The organism is Streptomyces sporangiiformans (genome assembly GCF_005768555.2).
Taxonomy (GTDB): Bacteria; Actinomycetota; Actinomycetes; order Streptomycetales; family Streptomycetaceae; genus Streptomyces; species Streptomyces sporangiiformans.
Window position 1 is genome coordinate 61,201 of record NZ_VCHX02000350.1, and the last position, 14,704, is coordinate 75,904.

Sequence of the window (14,704 nt, forward strand, 5' to 3'; positions counted from 1 at the left end):
TCCCGTTGCCTTTACATGTGCCTTTTACAACGACGTCGGAAGGACCGTGCGCGGCCGGACCGGGAACCCGGCCGCCCGATAGCAGTCGTCGATGAGGCGCATGGTGGTCAGCGCGTCTTTGGCGTCGAGGGCGAGGGGTGTGCCCTGGCGCAGATGGGCGGCGAAGGCGTCGAGTTGGTAGGTGTACGAGGAGCGGCGGCCGAGCTCCTCGGTGCGTTCCCCGGAGGCCGTACGGACCACGACCCGGTCGTCCCGGTGCGGCTGGACGAAGTTCACGGCCGTGGCCTCGCCCTGGCTGCCCACGATCCGGCAGCTGAACTGCCGGTCGGGGGAAGCCATGTGGCAGCGGGCGGTACCGGTCGCACCGCTCGGGAACTCCAGGTCGGCGTCCAGCCATTCGTCGACCCCGGGCACGCCCGGCCGCTCGCCACCCTGTGCGGCCACCAGTCGGGGTGCGCCGCCCGCCCAGGGCGCGAGCATCCGCTGGGCGTGCAGGCTGTAGCACCCCAGGTCCATCAGGGCGCCGCCCGCCAGCGGGAACGACCACCGGGGGTCGCTGTCCGCCGGCGCGGGCATGGCCATCACGGTCTCCACGTGCCGCAGTTCGCCCAACTCCCCGCTGTCCAGCAGTTCGTGCAGACGCCGGGTCACCGGATGGAACAGATAGTGGAAGCCCTCCATGAAGACGGTGCCCGCCTTGGTGACGGCCTCGTGGATCTCGGCCGCCTCCTCCGCGTTGCTCGCGGACGGCTTCTCCGTCAGCAGGTGCTTGCCCGCGGCGAGGGCCGCCAGGTTCCACGGCCCGTGCAGGCCGTTCGCCAGCGGGTTGTAGACGACCTCGACCTCTGGATCGGCGACAAGGTCGGCGTACGAGCCCACGACCCGCTGGACACCGTGCCGCTGCGCGAAGGAAGCGGCACGGTCACGGTCCCGGGCGGCCACCGCGACCAGGCGATGGCCACCGGCACGGGCCGGGCCGACGATCGAGAGCTCGGCGATCCGGGCCGCGCCCAGCACACCGATCCGCAGCGGCTCACCCGTCATACCTTGCGTACCTCTTCCAGACGTACGGGCCGGTGCTCGTGCAGCGACAGCGTGCACGCCTCGGCGATCCAGCTCGCCTCGATGGCATCCGCCACCGTGCAGGGGGAGGGGCGGCCGCCCGCCACGACCTCGGTGAACGCGGTGAGTTCGGCGCGGTAGGCGTCGGCGAAGCGGTCCATGAAGAAGTCGTGCGGCGTGCCCGCGGGGAAGGTCGCCCCCGGCTCGACGGAGCGCAGCGGCAGCCTGTCCTCCAGGCCCACGGCAACGCTGTCCTTCATGCCGTGCAGCTCCAGGCGCACGTCGTAACCCCGGGCGTTGTGCCGGGAGTTGGAGATGACGGCGATGGTGCCGTCGTCGAGGGTGAGCAGCGCGGACGCCGTGTCGACGTCGCCCGCCTCGCGGATGTACTCCGCGCCCCGGTTGCCGCCCGTCGCGTACACCTCGGTGACCTCGCGGCCGGTCACCCAGCGCACGATGTCGAAGTCGTGCACGCTGCAGTCGCGGAAGATGCCGCCGGACACGGCCACGTACGCCGCCGGGGGAGGGGCGGGGTCGAGGGTGGTGGACCGTACGGTGTGCAGCGCGCCGAGCTCGCCGCTCACCACGGCCTTGCGGGCGGCGACACAGCCCGCGTCGAAACGCCGGTTGTAGCCGATGTGGACCTCGACGCCGCTGCCCTCGACCGCCCGCAGCACCTCAAGGCTCTCCTCGACGCCCTTGGCCACGGGCTTCTCGCAGAAGACGGGGACGCCTGCCTTGACGGCGGCGAGGATCAGCTCGGGGTGCGCGTCGGTCGCGGCGGCGATCACGACGCCGTCGACACCGGCGGCGAACACATCCGCGGGAGAGCCCACCGCCCTCGCTCCGAACCGTTCGGCGGCGGAGGCGGCGGCCGCGGCCACCGGGTCGGTGACCACCAGGGAGTCCACCGCGTCGAGACCGGCCAGGGTTGCCGCGTGGAACGCGCCGATCCGGCCCAGCCCCATGATGCCTATACGCATGAATCTTGCTCCTTCAGCCCAAGGGGGCGGTTCAGTCGGTGCCGCCGAAGACGATCTGGTCCCAGTCGATCACGGATCCGGTGACCACGCCGCTGCGGTCGGAGAGCAGGAAGACGACGAAGTCGGCGATCTCGTCTACCTGGCCGAGCTTGCCCATCGGCTGTGCCGCGGCGGCCTTCTCCAGCCAGTCGTCACCCGCGTCGTGGAAGGCTCGCTGGGTCGCGTCCTCGCCCTCGGTGTCGGTCCAGCCGATGTTCAGGCCGTTGATCCGGATGCGGTCCCAGCGGTGCGCGTGGGCCGCGTTGCGCGTCAGGCCCGAGAGCCCCGCCTTCGCGGTGGAGTACGGCGCCAGGTGCGGCGGGCCGCCGTGCGCACAGTTGGAGATGATGTTGACGATGGTTCCCGGTGCCTTACGGGCCGTCATGTCGGCCACCGCCCCCTGCATCGCGAAGAACGGCGCCCGCACATTGATCGCCACATGTGCGTCGAACAGTTCCGGCGTGGTGTTCAGCAGCGAGCCGCGCGATGTCAGTCCGGCCGCGTTCACCAGGCAGTCGACGCGGCCGTGCGCGGCCACCACCTGCTCGACGCTGCCGCGTGCCTGGGCGGGATCCGCCAGGTCCGCGCGGACGAAGTGCGCACCCGTGTCCTTGGCGAGTTCCTCGCCGATCTCGGCTCGGCGTCCCGTGAAGGCGACGGTCGCGCCTTCGTGTATCGCCGCTCGCACGATGCCCGCGCCCACGCCCTGGCTGCCGCCATTGACAAGGACGACCTTGTCCTCCAGCAGTCCCATCAGTGTTGTGTCTCCTTCAGCCGTGGCGCCGCTTGGCGGCCGCCTGTAGTTCCTGGTGCAGCCGTTTTGGGGTCCAGCCCTCGGTCATGGCCTGCCAGACGGTGTCCGCCTGGGACGGCGGAGCGAGACCGTCGACCGGCGGGTCGAGGTCCAGATTGGTGGGGAAGGGGTAACCCTCGGCCGTGGCGGCGACCACGTGGCGCAGCCAGTCCTCCGAGGCGCCCTCGGCCCGGCGGCGCAGCAGCACCGGGAAGAGCGCGATCACCATCGCCTCCCGGTCCACTGTTTCCATGGCGCGGCCGAAGGCGGACGAGATCTGCAGCAGGTTCGCCATGCGCTTGATGTCCGCCGTGCGGTTGTGGCCGGCGGCGTGGAAGAGCGCGGGGTTGAAGAACACCGCGTCGCCCTTCTCCAGCGGGAGTTGGACGTGGTGCTCCTCGAAGTACGCCCTGAACTCCGGGAGCCGCCAGGCCAGATAGCCCGGCTCGTACTTCTGCGAGTGGGGCAGGTACAGCGTCGGACCGGACTCGACCGGCATGTCGCAGTGCGCCACCGCGCCCTGCAGGGTCAGTACGGGGGAGAGGCGGTGGACGTGCGCCGGGTACGCGGCAGCCTGCTCCTGGGAGAGGAAGCCCAGGTGGTAGTCGCGGTGGGCGCGCTGCGCGGCGCCGCCCGGGTTGACCACGTTGATCTGCGAGGTGACCTGGTACGCGGGGCCGAGCCAGGCCTCGGAGACCAGCGCCAGCATGTCGTTGCCGTAGTAGTCGGCGAACACCTCCGGAGCGCGCACGGCCACCTTGTCCAGGGCGTTCCACACCCGGTCGTTGGCGCCGGGCTCGGCGAAGTGGTCACCGCGCGCCGCACCCGTGGCACGCTCCTCCTCGATCAGCGCGGTGAAGGCCTCGGTGGCGCGGTCCACGACGACGGGATCCGGGAACGCACGCTTGAGGACCACGACTCCGGGCCCGTCGAGCATGGCCCTCACCAGCTCGGTCCGCACGGCTCGGCGTCCCCCGGAGGAGGCCGTCAGGTCACGGAGCCGGTCACTGTCGTACACCGGGACGTTCTGCTCCACCCCATCGGCCGAGGGATGGTCGCTGAGGTCGGTGCTCTGCCCGACCAGCGAGCGGAACTCATCGAGATCGCAGTCGCGCTCACTCAGCCAAGTCCGTGATCCCGCGTCCTTGGGGGCCATCCAGAGGGTCCTTTCGCAGTGCTTTCCTTTCTGCCAGTCTTATGAACGCACCCCCATCATTCAATCCGCAGATACCCATCAAAAGTCCATCATCAAGTTCACCTACCTTCGGGAACAGTCATGCGGCACCCCTTTCCGATCAGGGAGATCGCCCGCCAGGCCGGACTCAGCGAGGCCACCGTCGACCGGGTCCTCAACGACCGGGGCGGCGTACGGGAGAGCACCGTGATGGAGGTGCGTCAGGCGATCAAGGACTTGGACCGCCAGCGGACCCAGGTCCGTATCGGCGGACGTACCTTCATGATCGACATCGTGATGCAGACACCGGAGCGGTTCTCGACCGCCGTACGCGACGCGTTGGAAGCCGAACTCCCGTCCCTGCACCCCGCCGTGGTCCGCTCGCGCTTCCACTTCCGGGAGACCTGCCCCGCCTCGGAGCTGATCGCGACCATGGACAAGATCGCCAAGCGGGGTTCGCAGGGAGTGATCCTCAAAGCCCCGGATCTGCCGGAGGTCGGTGCCGCCGTCGGCCGGCTGGTCGCCGTCGGCATCCCCGTCGTCACCCTGGTGACCGACCTGCCCAGCAGCGCCCGCATGGCGTACGTCGGCATCGACAACCGCGCGGCCGGGGCCACCGCCGCCTATCTCGTCGAGCGGTGGCTCGGCGGCCGGCCCGGCCATGTGCTGGCCACCATCAGTCGCGGCTCCTTCCGGGGTGAGGAGGAACGCGAGATGGGCTTTCGCAGCGCGATGCGGGTCGCCAATCCCGAACGGTCCCTGGTGGAGGTCACCGACAGCGACGGGCTGGACGCCACCCAGCGTGAACTCGTCCTGGAGGCGCTCAAGCGCGACGAGGACATCAACGCCGTCTACTCCATCGGTGGCGGCAACGCCGCGACCCTCGACGCCTTCGACACGCTCGGACGTGAGTGCGCGGTGTTCATCGCCCATGACCTGGACCACGACAACACCCGGCTCCTGCGCGAACACCGCCTCTCCGCTGTTCTCCATCACGACCTGCGGCAGGACATGCGCCGCGCCTGCCAGGTCATCATGCGCGCGCACAAGGCCCTGCCCGACGAGGGACCTTCCCTGCCCTCGGCGATCCAGGTGGTCACGCCCTACAACATGCCGCCCGGGGTGTCTCCGATGCCCTTCGTCGCGTAGGGACTTCGTCACGCGAGTGCGTGTGCGAGTGCCGGTGCGTGTGCGAGTGGCGGTGCGTGTGCGAGTGGAGTGGGACGGGTGGGCTGGGCGGCCCTAGCGTGGTGCGGCGAGTTTGGCGAAGACCTCGACGGCGCGGTCGAGTTCGCCCTCGGTGTTGTAGTAGTGGGGCGAGAGCCGCACCAGCGGGTGGACTCCCCGGTCCTCGGTGTCGAACTGGGCATGCGTCGGGTCGGTGGTGGTGACGTTGATGCGGTGCTCGGCGAGCGCGGCGGCGACTTCCGCGGTGGGCATGGCGTCGACCTTGGCGGTCACGATCGCGCACCGCTGCCGGCCGAGGTCGTACGTGGTGACGCCGGGCACGGCGTCCAGGCGGTCGCGCAGGTAGGCGCCGAGCTCGATGGCACGCCGGCCGATCCCGTCCATGCCGATCTCCAGGGCCTGCTGGACGGCGGCGCTCAGGCCGAGCACGTTGGCGTAACTGGTCTCCCAGGTCGCGAAGCGCCGGGCGCCGCCCTGCCAGGTGAAGCCTCGCTTTCCGTCCCAGGTGGCCGTGGCGATCTCGATGGAGTGCGGCTCCAGATACTCCAGCGCCTCGGGGCGCACCCACAGGAAGCCCGTTCCGCGGGGCCCGCGCAGGAACTTGCGGCCGGTGGCCGTGAGCATGTCGCACCCGAGTTCGGCCACGGAGACCGGGAACTGGCCGACGGACTGGGTCGCGTCGAGGAGGAAGGGCACGCCCGCGGCTCGGGTGATGCGGCCGATCTCGGCCGCCGGGTTGACCAGCCCGCCGCCGGTGGGGACGTGACTGACGCCGACCAGCTTGGTCCGGTCGTCGATGAGCTGCGCCAAGGCGGCGGTGTCGAGCTGTCCGGACGCGTCGTTGGGGACGACGACGACCTCGGCGCCGGTGCGCTGGGCCGTCTGCAGATAGGCGAGGACGTTGCTGCCGTACTCGGCCCGGCCGGTGAGGATGCGGTCGCCCGGCTTGAAGGTCAAGGAGGAGAACGCGGCGGTCCAGGCGTGCGTGGAATTGTCGAACAGCGCGACCTCGTCGGGCCGGCCGTCCACGAGCTGGGCGATGTGCGCGTAGGTGGCGTCGATCCGGTCCCGTTCCTGGTCCGCGGCCTCGTAGCCGCCGATGGCGGCCTCCAGCTCCAGATGGGCGGTCATGGCCTCAAGGGTCCGCCGTGACAGCAGGCCGGCCCCCGCGTTGTTGAGGTGAATCCGGTTCGCGGTGCCCGGGGTGTCCCGGCGCAATGCCTCGATGTCCATGCCCTTGTTTCCCCTCTGTACGGTGCGACTCTGCGCTGCGGGTCTGCTCTGTACGGTGCGGGTGTGCTGTGCGGGTCTGCTCTGTACGGTGCGGGTCGTCTGTGCGGGTGCGGCTCTGCTTTCACCTTCCCAAAGCGGCCTTCATTCAGCACAGTCGGCCCTGTTGGAATCCGAGGTCGGCGCGCCGCCGCTGGAACGGGACGGCCGTAGTCTTGGCCGCCATGGGACTGACTGAGTGGGCGTACTCGCTCTCCGAATCGTTGCTGTCGGATCCGCTCCCGCGTCGGTGGGCGCACTCGCAGGGGGTCGCCCGGCGCGCTCGCTCCCTGGGCCCGATCATGGGTGACGATGCCGAGTTGCTGGAAGCCGCGGCCGTGCTGCATGACATCGGGTATGCGCCGGCCATCGCCCTCACCGGCTTTCACCCGCTGGACGGCGCGCGGTTCCTGCGAGACCGGGAGGGGGCGGACGAACGGGTCGTACGGCTCGTGGCTCACCACTCCTGCGCCCTGCTGGAAGCCGAGGAGCGCGGGCTGAGGCCGGAGCTGGAGGGGGAGTTCGAGCTGGAGCGTCCTGACTTGGTCGATGCCCTGCTGTACTGCGACGTGACGACGACGCCCGACGGGACGCAGACCACGCCCGCGGACCGGCTGGACGAGATCGTGCGGCGGTACGGCCCGGACACGATCGTCGGGCGGTTCATTCAGCGCGCGGCTCCTGAAATGCACGCGGCGGCGAAGCGTGTCGAGGATCGACTGGCGCAGGTCTCAGCAGGCAGTCAGCCGACGCGTGGCTCGGAGCGGGGCTGAATCCGTCTTCAGGTCTGTTCAGCGTCTGTTCAGCGTGTGTGGCGCATGCTGAATGCGCAGGTGGGCCGCACGGTCGACCGGTGGCCCGTAGTGGAGAGGAGCCGACATGAAGCACAGGGGCAAGTGGATCGTCGCGGCCGCGCTCTCGGCGGCCCTCGTCGGCGCGGGCACCGGCATCGCCGTGGCGACAGGCGGCGGGGACGACGACGGCGAACAGCCCATCACGGGTGCGGCACTCGAGAAGGCGAGCGCCGCCGCGCTCGCCCACACCGACGGCGGCAAGGTCACCGGCACCGAGGTCGGCGACGAGGAGGGCTACTACGAGGTCGAGGTCACCCTGGGCGACGGCAAGCAGACCGATGTGCACCTGAACAAGGACTTCAAGGTGCTCGGCAGCATCGCGGACCATGAGGGCGAGAACGGTGAATAGGGCCGGAGCGGTGACGAGGGCCCGGAGCGGTGACTAGGGCAGCCGCGTATATGTGAGCCGCTGGCCGTTGGCCAGCTCACGCACGAGTGTGTTTCCCTCGGTACGCACTGTGGAGGAGCCGCCGTTGCGGCAGAGGCCGGAGGACTTGGCCCAGTCGACCGCGGGCGGGGCGAGCCGTACCGGACTGTCCGCCTCCCCCATGGAGACCAGGTTCATGCCGGCCTCGCAGTGCTCGCCACCGCCGTCCGAGACCAACGTGACGGCCGGGCTGCCCACCGCCTTCTGCTCGACGGTCATCCGCTGCGTGCCACCGTTCGCCAGGGGACGCTGCCAGGTACCGAGCAGTTCTTCGGGGAGCTTCTCCGGTCCATCGATCCTGTGCAGTTCGGCGGTACGCCCCGCCGCTTCCCAGCGGAGTGAGTCGGCGGCGGTCCGGGAGAGGACATGTTCACCGAGGGCCGAGCATGTGCCCTTGGGGACGCTGCTGACGACCTTGGTGTCCAGCCGCAGTGACGTACCGCCGCCCCCGCCCCCGCCGCCGGACGGCTTGGCGGCGAGTTTGCCGTCGCTCTTGCACTCGTAGTTCTGGCCGACGCTGATACTGGTGGCGACGACCTCGCCCAACTGCCCCGGCGAGACGGCGAACCGGCGGTACTGACCGGTGGGCTCCCCGTCCCGTTCGACCTCGCCCGCCCAGATGCCCACGAACTCCTTGGGCACATCGGATGCCGGGCCGACTTCGTCATCGGAGCCGGTGCCGGCGTCGGAGCCGGAGCCGGAGCCGGAGTCCGTGCCCCCGTAGGGCAGTGGCAGACCGGCGGACGACGCGGCGAACGCGGCTCCTGCCACCACGGCGGCGGCCCCCAGCGCGATCGCGGCCCGTCGGCCCCTGCCCGCGCGACGAGGGCGCGGCGACGAAGCCGGCTCAGCCGGCCTGAGGCCCGGCTTCGGCACGACCTCCGTCCCCCACTCCGACCGCTCCGAGTGCTCCGTCGCGTGGGGTTCCTCCCAGGTCACCGGGGAAGCGGCGGGTGACGGTGCGGAGGCGGCCGGCGCGGAGGCGCCCGAGGCGGAGGCGCCCCAGGCCGGTGCCGGCGGTGCGCTCGCATGCGGCGGCGTATCCGTGTCGAGTAACTGGACGGCGCTGCGTCCCAGTTCGGCGATGATCTGGGCAGGCAGCCACGGCGGCGACGAGGTGCCGGTCGCCACCGGCTGCATCCGCGCGATCACGTCCTTTGGAGTCGGCCGGGCCGCGGGATCCTTCGCGAGGCAGTCGGTGATCAGTCCCCGCATCGGCTCCTCGATCCCCGTCAGGTCCGGCTCCTCATGCGCGATGCGGAACATCACGGCGTGAACGCCGCCGGAACCGCCGACGCCGAACGGCGTCTGCCCGGTCGATGCATACGCCAGCACCGCTCCCATGCAGAAGACATCGGCGGCCGGGCCCACCGGCTCGTCCCTGATCTGCTCGGGCGACATGAAGCCGGGCGATCCGACCACCATGCCCGAGCTGGTCAGCGTCGACCCGGGCACCGCGTCCAGTGACCGCGCGATGCCGAAGTCGATGACCCGGGGGCCGTCGATGGTGATGAGGACGTTGGAGGGCTTGAGGTCCCGGTGGACCAGTCCGGCGCCGTGAATGTCCAGCAGAGCGCAGGCGAGTCCATGGGCGAGGGTGCGTACGGACAGGGCGGGCAGCGGGCCGTGCCCGCTGGGCGAGACGAGGTGTTCGAGCGAGGGCCCCGCGATGTAGCCGGTGGCCACCCACGGCGTTTCGGCCTCGGTGTCCGCGTCGAGGACCGGCGCCGTCCAGCGGTCGCTCACCCTGCGCGCCGCCTCCACTTCCAGCCGGAAGCGCTCGCGGAACTGGGGTTCGGCGGCCAGCTCCGGCTTGATGAGCTTGACCGCGACCGTGCGCCCGCCCTCCGAACGCGCCAGACAGACCCGGCCCATGCCTCCGGTGCCGAGGGTTCTGAGCAGCCGGTACCGGCCGATTCTGTTGCCGACTCCACCGGAGCCGGCATCGAAGTCGCCTGTCGCCGGCTTCGTCATCTGGCTGTCTCCCCTCGGTCGACGCTCCGCCCCACTCTCCGCCACGAAGGTCACGAGTCGGCTGCCTATGAGCTTCCGTTTGACGTGAAAGGACGCTACCCGGCGCCGAGTTGAGGGTTGCGAGCGGGTTACTGGGCATCCAGTGGATGGTGCCGGGGGAGGGCGGTGGATGACGTATGGGGGCCGCTGCTCCTGGCCGCTGCGGGTGCGCGCCGAGATGTCGCTTTGCCCGCCGGCGCCGGGCTCCGCCCGCGACGATGTCGCCGCCGCGCTGCCGGGGCAGTGGCAGGCCATCGAGGCTCACGGGCTGGGGCAGCCGGCCCGTCCTGCGACGTCGGAGGTGGTGACCATCCGACGGCGGCGCGCGACCGGTCCCGCACGGCCGCCCGGTACCAGACGGGATGCCCGGCCCCGCACGGCCGCCCGGTACCAGACGGGGCGCCCGGCCCCGCCCGGCCGCTCCGTCTCGTACCGCGCATCCGCAGGCGGGCCGCCGCACCGCAGTGCGGCGGCCACGCGCAGTGGGTCAGCCGAGGGCCCGCATGAGTTCGTTGCATGCCTGTTCGCAGGAGCGGCAGGCTTCGGCGCAGATGCGGCAGTGGTCCATCTCGGAGTGGCGGCCGCATTCGTCGGCGCATGCCTTGCAGGCGGTGGCGCACGCCTGGAGGATCGCGCGGGTGATGTTGGCGTCGTAGCCGGTGTGGCGGGACAGGACGGACGCCGTGGTGTTGCAGATGTCGGCGCAGTCCATGCCGGTGCGGATGCACTTGGCCAGGTCGCCCACCATGTCCTCGGACAGGCAGGCGTCCGCGCAGGCCGTACACGCCTGGGCGCAGGCGATGCATTCCTCGATGCAGCGGGTGAGCTTCTCGCGGTCGACGTCGCCGAGGTCGGCCGGGTAGGTGGCGAGCATGTCCTTGACTGAGGTCATGACCGTTTCCTCCCTTCATTGCCGGAGGCGGCGGGCCGGGCGGCCACACCTCTTCCGCTCCGACACTTGGCGACTAGCCACGACGGGGTGCCGCAAACGCGCCGGGCCGCATGGTCTCGGGGTACCTCGCGGCGCGACACCGGAGGCCTCGGTCGCTGTCAGTGCACGTGTGGGCCCCCGGTCATCTGCGGCTTGCCGCGAGGCACCAGTCCCAGGGCCACCGCGGCACTCACGGCAGCCGCGACGGCGCAGACGGTGAAGGCATCCGTGAAGCCGCCGGCGGAGCCGGATTCGATGCCCGAGGCGGCGACCGTGGAGACGACCGCCACGCCGATCGAACCGCCCACCTCGTGGAAGGTGTTGACGACTCCGGAGGCCAGGCCCGCCTCATGGTGTTCCACCAGACCCAGCGCCGTGGTGGTGGCGGTGACGAAGACCGAGCCGAGGCCGAAGGAGGCCACGATAAAGCCGGGCAGCAGACCCGCGTACACGCTGCCGTCGGCGGACAGCCCGGTCAGCGGCGCGGATCCGACGGCGGCGACCGCCATGCCGCCCACGGCCACGGCACGGCTGCCCATCCGGCCGACGAGCCGGGAGGCGAGGTGGGCGCCGAGGCCGGTCGCCACCGCCACGGGCAGGAACAGCAGACCGGTCTTCAGCGGGCTGAAGCCCCGGATGTGCTGGAGGTAGACCGAGCCGAGGAAGAAGTACGCGATCAGCAGCGCGGTGGCGATCAGCATCAGGAACGCGCCCGCGAGCACCGGCCGCCGGGTGAACATCCTCAGGTCCATCAGCGGGGCCCGGCCCGTCCGTTCGACCACGGCGAACCCCGCGTACAGCGCCACTGCGGCGGCGAGCGGCAGCAGCGTGGCCGCGTCGCCCCAGCCGGCGTCACCCGCCTCCACCAGGCCGTAGATGAGCAGGCCGGTGCCCGCGGTGACCAGCAGTGCTCCGGGTATGTCGAGCCGGGCCGGCTGCGGGGCACGGGCGGGGACGAACGCGGGCAGGGCCGCGAGGACGGCGAGGCCGACCGGCACGTTGATGTAGAAGACCCACTGCCAGCCGGGGCCGTCGGTCAGTGCGCCGCCGATCAGGACTCCCGCGGCCGCGCCCGAGCCGCCGATGGCGGCCCACACTCCGAGTGCCTTGTTGCGCTCGGTGCCGTGGAAGGTGGTGGTGACGATGGACAGTGCCGCGGGGGAGAGCAGGGCGGCTCCGACGCCCTGGGCGATGCGCCCGCCGAGCAGCATGGCCGCGCCTCCGGCGAGTCCGGTGACGAGGGAGGCGGCGGTGAAGAGGGCGAGCCCGGCGAGGAGGGTGCGGCGGGCGCCGAGGGCGTCGGCGAGTCGGCCGCCGAGCAGCATCAGACCGCCGAAGCACAGGGTGTAGGCGGTGACCGCCCAGGTCAGCGTCGCCCGGTCGAGGTGGAGGTCGGCGGCCATGTCGGGCAGCGCGACGTTCACGACGGTGACGTCGAGGATCAGCATGAACTGGGCGACGCAGATCAGGGCCAGCGCCGCCCAGCGGCGAGGGTCGGCCGGTGGCCCGTGATGGTCCTGTCCGTGGTGCGCGGTGCTCGTGGAATGAGTCATGACGTGTCCTTGTCGCGAGGGGCGGACGCATCCTGTTTCCGCCACAACTGAACTGTACGGCCCAGTACATATGAACTCAACTGTTCAGTTCAGCCAATTGCTAGGATCGACTCATGAGCGTGGACAGTGTCAGGCAGCCCCCCAGCGGGCCTCGCGCCGAACTGAAGCGGCAGGCCATCGTCCGGGCGGCGCGCGAGCTCTTCCTGCGGGACGGCTTCGGTGTCGGCATGGACGTCATCGCCGCCGAGGCAGGCGTGTCCAAGGTGACCGTCTACAACCACTTCGGGAGCAAGGAAGCGCTGTTCACCGCGGTCATCACGAGCGCCCTGGACGAGCCCCTCGGCCACGCCACATCGGCCGCACTCGAAGAACTGGCCGAGGCCGAGGACCTGCGTACGGCCCTCATCGACGCCGCCCGCGCCTGGGTGCACGCCGTCAGGACGAACGAGGACGTCATCGCCCTGCGCAACCTGGTGGCCGCCGAGCAGCACCGCTTCCCCGAGCTCGGCCACGCGTGGCAGGGGCACGGTCCGGAGGGTCACCACCCGGCCGTCGCCGGCGCCCTGCGCGCGCTCGCGGACCAGGGCCGGCTGGCCATTCCCGATCTGGAGGCCGCGATCATCCAGCTGTACGCGCTGCTGGTCTTCCCTCACATGGTCTTCAGCACGTACGGCGCCCACGTCGAGGACGGCCTCACGGACCGCCTCATCGTCAGCGGCGTGGACATGTTCCTGGGGTACTACAGCCCGCAACGGCAGTAGACAGGGCTACTTCAGAAGACAGGGCTACTTCAGAAGCCGGAATCCAGGCTGCCGGGCCCATGCCCTCAGGAACTCCGCTGAGCCGTAGGCAGGCGGCCAGGGATCGGTTGTCGTGGCGACTGTTCCCGGAAGGCCTGCCACGAGTGGCACCTGGTCGTCCCGCAACTCGGCGTTCGCGACGCCGCCGATCACGTACATGACGGCGGCCGTCAACAGGGCCGTGGTGACGTGGTCGACCGGACGGTGGCAGTAAGCGATGACGTCCACGGCATGAGTGGGAGTGAAGCCGATCAGGGGTTTCCGATCGGCTTCGTCGGCGTGCTCAGCTTCGAAGATCGCCTCGTCGCCGATCCCGGGTCCCATGAGCGAGACCAGGAATGGCCGCCGCCGTCGGCTCCACCAGTTTCCGCAACGCCCAAGGCCTCAGCCCGCACATGAACGTCGTACTGACCGACGCGCTTCTCCTCGAAGCGTGTCGACGACCGCATCAGGAACTCGCGGAGCCGCTCCATGGCAGGGGCGGGCACCGCCTCCGCCAGCTCGATGACCAACACCGGACCCCCCATGCCCGGGAGCCTGACGAGCCGAGTCGAACACCCCAACCGGTGAATCCTGCGGGGCGCTTCTCAGCCCCGGGCCTGGATCTCCCGCCAGAAGGCGTCGACCCGTGCGTTGAAGGCATCCGGGACTTCCTGGAAGGGCTGATGGGCCTCGCCGGGCAGCAACTCGAACCGCGCTCCCGGGATCCTCTCGGCGACCTCGCGCCCGTGGCGTGGTGGCGTGACGATGTCGAGTTCACCGGCCAGTACGAGTGTCGGCGCGGTGATCTCGGACAGGCGGTCGAGCGTGTCATGGGTCCTGAACGGTGCCAGCTGACGCTGAAACGCCTCGACGGACTGCGGATACGGGAAGGCCAGCGTCTCCTCGATGATCCGGTCGACCGTCCCGTCGGCGTGCGCCCGCGGCGTGTAGATCCACAGCAGGAACGCCTCCAGCATGGCGCGCTCGTCCGGAGCGCGCTCGGCCATCCAGTGCCAGAAGCCCGTCATCGAGCGGAAGTACGCGTCGGGACGGGCAAATGTGCTCATCAGGACGAGGCTGCGGACGAGCTGTGGATGGTTGAGCGCCAGCTCCTGCGCGATACGGCTGCCTCCCGAGAAGCCCATGACATGCGCGGAGCCGATCTCCAGCGCGCGCAGCACCGCGGCCGCGTCCTCCGCCATCCCGGGCACCGACAGGGGGCCGTCCGGCAGTGGCGTGCGCCCGGTGCCGCGGTTGTCGTAGGCGGTCACTCGGTAGCGGTCGGAGAGCCCGTCGAGCTGTGCCTGCCACGCCTCGGCAGGGTCGCTGAGCCCCGCGACGAGGAGAATGTCGGGCCCCTCGCCTCGGCGGTCGACCCAGATCCCGCCGGCATCGGTTTCGATCGTTTCGCCCACGCCCGGCCTCCTGGAACGCCTTCAGTGGAGAGCCCACACCCCCGAACCCCCGAACCCCCGAACCTCCCCCCGTACTGACACCGTCCCACAGGTCTGGAACGGCTGCCTGCGCTGCGGCGGGCGGCCTGAGCAGCCAGTGCCCTCCTTGTCCCGGGTCCGGGACCCCCGACCCCGAAGCCCGGACCCCAGACCCCGAACCCCCCGAACCCCCCGAACCCCCT

Annotated in this window: 15 protein-coding genes; 4 read left to right on the forward strand and 11 right to left on the reverse strand. The window is 70.6% G+C overall.

The features are described 5' to 3' along the window. Nucleotides 1–24 precede the first annotated feature (24 nt). Genes FGD71_RS46055 through FGD71_RS46070 form a run of 4 tightly spaced genes read right to left on the reverse strand, consistent with a single transcriptional unit; the run spans nt 25 to nt 4,033 of the window. Nucleotides 25–1,044, reverse strand: a complete 1,020-nt coding sequence (locus FGD71_RS46055; protein ID WP_119106592.1) for a Gfo/Idh/MocA family protein — start codon at nt 1,042–1,044, stop codon at nt 25–27. Continuing rightward, nucleotides 1,041–2,045, reverse strand: coding sequence for a Gfo/Idh/MocA family protein (locus FGD71_RS46060; protein ID WP_119106593.1), 1,005 nt, complete (start codon nt 2,043–2,045; stop codon nt 1,041–1,043). The genes FGD71_RS46055 and FGD71_RS46060 overlap by 4 nt, the downstream gene beginning before the upstream one ends. Before the next feature lie 31 nt (nt 2,046–2,076). Then, nucleotides 2,077–2,838 carry an SDR family oxidoreductase gene (locus tag FGD71_RS46065; RefSeq protein WP_119106594.1) on the reverse strand — a complete coding sequence of 254 codons (762 nt, stop codon included), beginning with the start codon at nt 2,836–2,838 and terminating at the stop codon, nt 2,077–2,079. A gap of 16 nt (nt 2,839–2,854) precedes the next feature. Then, entirely contained in the window at nt 2,855–4,033 is a 1,179-nt protein-coding gene (locus tag FGD71_RS46070; protein ID WP_119106595.1) for a phytanoyl-CoA dioxygenase family protein, read from the reverse strand. Between the two features lie 120 nt (nt 4,034–4,153). Here FGD71_RS46070 and FGD71_RS46075 point away from each other — a divergent pair, with 120 nt between their 5' ends. Then, nucleotides 4,154–5,200 carry a LacI family DNA-binding transcriptional regulator gene (locus tag FGD71_RS46075; protein ID WP_119106596.1) on the forward strand — a complete coding sequence of 349 codons (1,047 nt, stop codon included), beginning with the start codon at nt 4,154–4,156 and terminating at the stop codon, nt 5,198–5,200. Nucleotides 5,201–5,293: 93 nt separating this feature from the next. On the opposite strand, the gene FGD71_RS46080 is transcribed toward FGD71_RS46075, so the two are convergent. Beyond that, nucleotides 5,294–6,472, reverse strand: coding sequence for an aminotransferase class V-fold PLP-dependent enzyme (locus FGD71_RS46080; protein WP_119106597.1), 1,179 nt, complete (start codon nt 6,470–6,472; stop codon nt 5,294–5,296). 221 nt (nt 6,473–6,693) lie between these two features. Here FGD71_RS46080 and FGD71_RS46085 point away from each other — a divergent pair, with 221 nt between their 5' ends. Both FGD71_RS46085 and FGD71_RS46090 read left to right on the forward strand, forming a co-directional pair. Beyond that, the gene (locus FGD71_RS46085; RefSeq protein WP_181359407.1) at nt 6,694–7,281 is read left to right on the forward strand and encodes an HD domain-containing protein; all 588 of its coding nucleotides are present in this window, start codon (nt 6,694–6,696) and stop codon (nt 7,279–7,281) included. 106 nt (nt 7,282–7,387) lie between these two features. Beyond that, on the forward strand, nt 7,388–7,711 hold the full coding sequence (locus FGD71_RS46090) for a PepSY domain-containing protein (RefSeq protein ID WP_119106599.1): 324 nt from the start codon (nt 7,388–7,390) through the stop codon (nt 7,709–7,711). Between the two features lie 33 nt (nt 7,712–7,744). On the opposite strand, the gene FGD71_RS48145 is transcribed toward FGD71_RS46090, so the two are convergent. From FGD71_RS48145 to FGD71_RS46105, 3 genes are all read right to left on the reverse strand, one after another. Further along, nucleotides 7,745–9,763, reverse strand: coding sequence for a serine/threonine-protein kinase (locus FGD71_RS48145; protein ID WP_119106600.1), 2,019 nt, complete (start codon nt 9,761–9,763; stop codon nt 7,745–7,747). Between the two features lie 526 nt (nt 9,764–10,289). Further along, nucleotides 10,290–10,694, reverse strand: a complete 405-nt coding sequence (locus FGD71_RS46100; RefSeq protein WP_119106601.1) for a four-helix bundle copper-binding protein — start codon at nt 10,692–10,694, stop codon at nt 10,290–10,292. Nucleotides 10,695–10,852: 158 nt separating this feature from the next. Beyond that, nucleotides 10,853–12,286, reverse strand: a complete 1,434-nt coding sequence (locus tag FGD71_RS46105) for an MFS transporter (RefSeq protein ID WP_119106602.1) — start codon at nt 12,284–12,286, stop codon at nt 10,853–10,855. 113 nt (nt 12,287–12,399) lie between these two features. Here FGD71_RS46105 and FGD71_RS46110 point away from each other — a divergent pair, with 113 nt between their 5' ends. Then, complete coding sequence (locus FGD71_RS46110) at nt 12,400–13,047, forward strand: TetR/AcrR family transcriptional regulator (RefSeq protein ID WP_119106603.1); 648 nt, start codon at nt 12,400–12,402, stop codon at nt 13,045–13,047. A 24-nt stretch (nt 13,048–13,071) separates the two neighbouring features. On the opposite strand, the gene FGD71_RS46115 is transcribed toward FGD71_RS46110, so the two are convergent. From FGD71_RS46115 to FGD71_RS46120, 3 genes are read right to left on the reverse strand one after another with little or no spacing between them, the layout of a single operon-like run. After that, entirely contained in the window at nt 13,072–13,422 is a 351-nt protein-coding gene (locus FGD71_RS46115; RefSeq protein WP_478131759.1) for a DUF6368 family protein, read from the reverse strand. After that, nucleotides 13,338–13,613, reverse strand: a complete 276-nt coding sequence (locus tag FGD71_RS50360; protein WP_420878411.1) for a DUF6368 family protein — start codon at nt 13,611–13,613, stop codon at nt 13,338–13,340. The genes FGD71_RS46115 and FGD71_RS50360 overlap by 85 nt, the downstream gene beginning before the upstream one ends. 60 nt (nt 13,614–13,673) lie before the next feature. Next, nucleotides 13,674–14,483, reverse strand: a complete 810-nt coding sequence (locus FGD71_RS46120; RefSeq protein ID WP_119106605.1) for an alpha/beta fold hydrolase — start codon at nt 14,481–14,483, stop codon at nt 13,674–13,676. Nucleotides 14,484–14,704 lie beyond the last annotated feature (221 nt).